Here is a 3,952-nt window from a genome sequence, read left to right as displayed (position 1 = left end):
TATTCCTGCGCTCGCGCGCCTCGCATCTGACCGCTTCTCGCCTCGCTGAGAACGCAAAATAAGGCGAAATGGGGTACTCGATTCCGGCAACGCTTACCGGAATGACGAGGTGGGGTCTGAACGATTACTCGGATAGAAAGGACCGCAACCCCCATGCGCCCATGGAGGCCTGCGTACGGCTCTTCACATGTTTCGTCTCAGATGGAAGTGAAATTTCCTCCTGCTCAACTGCAGTTGTAAATCAAGTATAGGAATAAAAGATTAAAATAGGGGCCCTAAAAAATTCCCTCCCTGGGTTTCTTCAACCCGGCGCCCGCATAGTGTGGGCACCAAGCATCTTCATTTTCATGCACTTAGGCGCAGGAAAATGCAGCCCGCGTAGGGCGGGAAAGCGCAGCGCATCCCGCCAAAAGCCTTCCGGCGGGTTGCGACCATCCCTGGTCTTACCCGCCCTACGAGTTCTCAGGCCCCAGCGGTTTGAATCGAACGATGAGTAATGGCAACAGGGTCAGGTTGGCGATCAGTGCGATCAGCATGGCCAGACCGGTGAGCAGGCCGAAATAGATGGTGGGGATGAAGTTCGACAGGACCAGGATGGAGAAGCCCAGGGTGACGGTGATGGAGGTGTAGTAGATGGCCCTGCCGACGCTGCCGTGGCTGCGTTCGACGGCAGCCCAGTAGTCGCCGTCGCGTGCGAATTCTGCGCGTACCCGGTGGGTGTAGTGGATGGTGTTGTCCACCCCGATGCCGATCGAGATGGCGGCGATGGTGATGGTCATGATGTCCAGCGGGATGCCGAGCCAACCCATGGTGCCGAGGATGACGGTCGCCGCTACCATGGTGGGCACGCTGCCGATGGCGGCCAGCATCCAGTTCCGGAACAGGATCAGCAGCATGGCGCCGATGGCCAGGAAGACGACGACCAGGGTGAGGATCTGGGAGCGGAATAGGCTCTGGAGCACATTGTTGTAGAGCACCAGCATGCCCGAGAGGCGTACTTGCGTCGCTTCCAGGCCCAGCTTGTCGACCAGATCTTTGCGGATGCGTTTTATCAGCTCGTCCCGCTGCAGGTCGGGGTCGGAGTCGATGACCCGCACGGAGAAACGCAGCTGATTGCCGTCGGCGGACATGTAGGGCGTGAACAGGGTATTGCGGATGTTCTCCGGGAGCCGCTGGTAGAGGATGGAGAGGGTGAAGTTGTCCAGGGGTTCGTCGTTGTTGAGGTGGGTTACCAGGGCCATGGTGGTGGCGATCGAGAGTACCTTGCCGGTTTCGGGCAGCCCCTCCAGGTAGGCATGTATCTGGTCCGCGACGGCAAGCTGGAACATGTTGAACCAGTAGCTGTCCCCGCTGATCCCAGTGCTCTCGTCCTCGGACAGCTCGTCCTGGTACAGGGGGTCTGCTTCGAATTCATCCGAGTCTGTGGGTTTCTCTTTGGCGATTTCCTCCTCGGCGATCATCTCTAGGAAGGTCCGGTCCGGTCCGACGATCAGGTCCAGGGGCGTGGTCCCTCCCAGCTGGCGGTCGATGAGGAGCATGCCCCGATAGATCTCGGTGCTGTCCTTGAAGTAATCGATAAAGCGATTCTCCACTGTAAGCCGCAACAGGCCGGCGATGCTCAGGGCCACGAGCAGGGCATAGACCCATAGGGTCGGGGTCCGGAAGCCTTTTATGAGGCGGGCCAGGGAGCGGGTGATGGCAGCAGTCACGTCGTGGTGACGGAAGACCGGTTTACCCGGGGTGAGCTGGACGGCGCTCGTGGGAAAGAGCAGGAAGCACAGGACGAATGCCAGACCCACACCCACCACCATCATCCAGCCGAAGTCGATGACCGGGCGGATACCGCTGATGATCAGGGAGGCGAAGGCGACCTGAGTGGTCAGTGCCGTGTAGAGCGACGGCAGGAACTTGGAGCGGATGGTCTCCTTGACCAGGACGCGTTGCCCGCTCTGGGGGTTCAGCGTCTGCAGCTCCAGATAGCGCACCACCATGTGCACGGTCAGGGCCAGGGCCGTGATCAGCATCAGGGAGATGAAGTTCGAGGAGACCACCGTCACCCGCCAGTCCATCAAGCCCAGAAAGCCCATCATGCCGACGGCGGCGGCGGCGCAGATCAACAGCGGGATCAGGATCCAGCGCAGGCGCTTGAAGGCCACCCCCAGCAGGCCGATCAGGAACAGGGCCACGCCGACGCCGAACACCCGGATGTCGTTGCGCACATAGTCGATCATGTCGGAGGCGATCATGGGGATGCCGCCCAGATGGATCTCCGCCATGTCCCGGTGGCGGTCCAGGACGGCGCGCACGGACGCGATGTCCGCCTGCCGCTGGTCCTGAAGCCGGGCGGCGTGGGCCTTGAAGTCTTCGGATACGGCCTGCAGCTCGGCGCTCTCCTCGGGACTGAGGGCGCGTTGGGATTGCTCCAGGCGCAGGGCCTCGCGCCTTTCGAGCAGGCGCCGGTATTGCTCGTCACGGCGCAGGCTTACCCGCATGGCGGTGGTGCGCCCGTCCGGGCTCACGACCAGGTTGCGATACAAGGGGCTGGTGGTAAGCTCCTGGCGCGCCAGCTCGCGGTCCGTGCCTGGGGTCTCGAGGGTGCGCTGTTCCTTGCGGATCTCACTGAGGGTGACGCGGGGGCTATCCATGAGGGGCACGTCGAGCAGGGTGGTCACGGACTCGACCCGCTCCAGCGCGGCCAGCTCATCGCGCAGCTCGCCGATGTCCGCGAGCACCTGATCGGACATCAGGTCTGCGCGGGGGCTATAGGCTACCACCAGGAACTCGTCGGAGCCGTAACGGGCGAGTACCCCGCGGTAGTAGCGCAGATCCTCGTCGTTCTCCAGGATCAGGGAGTCGGCGGACGCGTCCAGCTTGAAGCCCTGGGCACAGTAGGCCGCCACGGCCATGAACAATGCGACCCAGAACAGGACCGACAGCGGTCGGTCGAGGGTAAGGCGGTAATAGAGGTCCGTGAGCTTATTGAGCATCGCTATCTCCCAATGGCGGACGCGGATAACGTCCGAATTTCCGTTTATTGGGGGGCCTTGAAAAAATCCTGCCATGGAATCTTTCAATAGGCAAAACCGACAATATACTTTCGACTCCGCGTTCTATCCGCGCGGCCTTCCGAATTGAACCGGGCAGGGCATCCTCACCCCGCGCGGGTACTCGAATCTTTTAAGGTACCCTATTGTCAACGGCTACCCAGGATGGATCAATCGTTGTGTTTCAGGTCGTGTTGACATTCGGCCAGTGATCTTCATCGACACATCGGCGTTCTATGTGATCTTGGATCGTGCTGACCGGCCATACGCCGCGGCACGAGCGACCTGGATAAGCATTCTGTCACCCGCAAGCGCGGTGTCCCTGACGCCGAAGCGTCGTGCTTGTCCCAAGCCCACTGACAAAGATTGCATTGCCAACCCTGCGATAGGCGACTATAGTGGGACCAACTAATGGGACCAACTGAGTCGCAACCGCAAGCGAGGCAGCTCCATGCAAGCCACCGTCAACATTCACGAGGCCAAGGCCCGGCTCTCGTCCCTGATTGCTCGTGCCGAGGCTGGAGAGGAGATTGTAATCGCTCGCGCCAACAAGCCGATCGTGCGGCTGGTGCCGGTTGCGCCGCCGAAGGTCCAACGCCGGCTCGGAGAGGCCAAGGGCATGGTGCGTATCGCCCCCGATTTCGACGACCTGCCCGATGACCTGAGGGAGCACTTTAGGTGAGGGTGCTGCTCGATACCCACAGCCTGCTGTGGCTGGTTACCGACGATCCACGGCTCTCAGCCAACGCGCGCAAAACCTTTTTGGATATTGACAATGAGCTGCTGTGCAGCGCCGTCGTCGGTTTCGAGATCGCGGTCAAGCACAGCCTAGGCAAGCTGGAGCTGGCAGAGCCCCCGCGCACCTTCATCGACAACCGCATCCGCAACAATGCGCTTACGCCCTTTCC

3 protein-coding genes are annotated in these 3,952 nt (G+C 61.1%); 2 read left to right on the top strand and 1 reads right to left on the bottom strand.

Annotated features, from left to right (window positions below):
- Positions 1 to 452: 452 nt before the first annotated feature.
- A complete protein-coding gene (locus BQ17_RS19115) occupies positions 453 to 2,987 on the bottom strand; it encodes an efflux RND transporter permease subunit (protein WP_089729858.1) in 2,535 nt (844 codons plus the stop codon).
- Between the two features lie 508 nt (positions 2,988 to 3,495).
- Here BQ17_RS19115 and BQ17_RS19110 point away from each other — a divergent pair.
- Together BQ17_RS19110 and BQ17_RS19105 are read left to right on the top strand one after the other, a co-directional pair.
- Positions 3,496 to 3,726, top strand: a complete 231-nt coding sequence (locus BQ17_RS19110; RefSeq protein WP_089729856.1) for a type II toxin-antitoxin system Phd/YefM family antitoxin — start codon at positions 3,496 to 3,498, stop codon at positions 3,724 to 3,726.
- Positions 3,723 to 3,952: type II toxin-antitoxin system VapC family toxin (locus tag BQ17_RS19105; RefSeq protein WP_141699381.1), on the top strand; the 230-nt coding region annotated here is incomplete at its 3' end. The genes BQ17_RS19110 and BQ17_RS19105, both read left to right, overlap by 4 nt.

The organism is Candidatus Thiosymbion oneisti, assembly GCF_900092655.1.
Taxonomy (GTDB): Bacteria; Pseudomonadota; Gammaproteobacteria; order Chromatiales; family Chromatiaceae; genus Thiosymbion; species Thiosymbion oneisti.
Note: the sequence above shows the minus strand (reverse complement) of the source record. Positions and strands in the feature narration are given on the sequence as shown.

Excerpts from the sequence above, each read along its gene's own strand:
- BQ17_RS19115 (WP_089729858.1), bottom strand. The coding sequence starts at position 2,987 with ATGCTCAATAAGCTCACGGACCTCTATTACCGCCTTACCCTCGACCGA.
- BQ17_RS19110 (WP_089729856.1), top strand. The coding sequence starts at position 3,496 with ATGCAAGCCACCGTCAACATTCACGAGGCCAAGGCCCGGCTCTCGTCC.